Source organism: Seonamhaeicola marinus, assembly GCF_008085455.1.
Genome location: NZ_VSDQ01000519.1, coordinates 1 through 381, shown reverse-complemented (window position 1 = coordinate 381; position 381 = coordinate 1). Strand labels below are relative to the sequence as shown.

Annotated in this window: 1 pseudogene; it reads left to right on the top strand. The window is 34.1% G+C overall.

Going from position 1 to position 381, the window contains the following annotated elements:
• Positions 1-381 (top strand): annotated as a pseudogene (locus FUA24_RS08035) (translation elongation factor Ts); the annotation flags it as partial.

Below are 381 nucleotides of genomic sequence, written 5' to 3'. Positions count from 1 at the left end.
GTTGGTTTTTCTAGCGTAGTTGATAATATTGAAACATTAGCTAAAGACGTAGCAATGCAAATTGCATCTATGGGAGCAACTACATTATCTTACAAAGATTTTGATCCTGCTTACGTTGCTTCTGAAACTGAAGCCAGAATTGCAGCTATTGAAAAAGATAATGAAGAGTTAGAGCGTTTAGGTAAAACACTTAAAAACGTACCTAAATACATTTCTCAACTACAATTAACTCCTGAAGCATTAGCACAAGCTGAAGAAGATGCTAAAGCTGAGTTAAAAGCTGAAGGGAAACCAGAACAAATTTGGGACAAAATTTTACCAGGTAAAATGCAACGTTTCATTTCTGATAACACAACTTTAGACCAAGAACAATGTTTATTA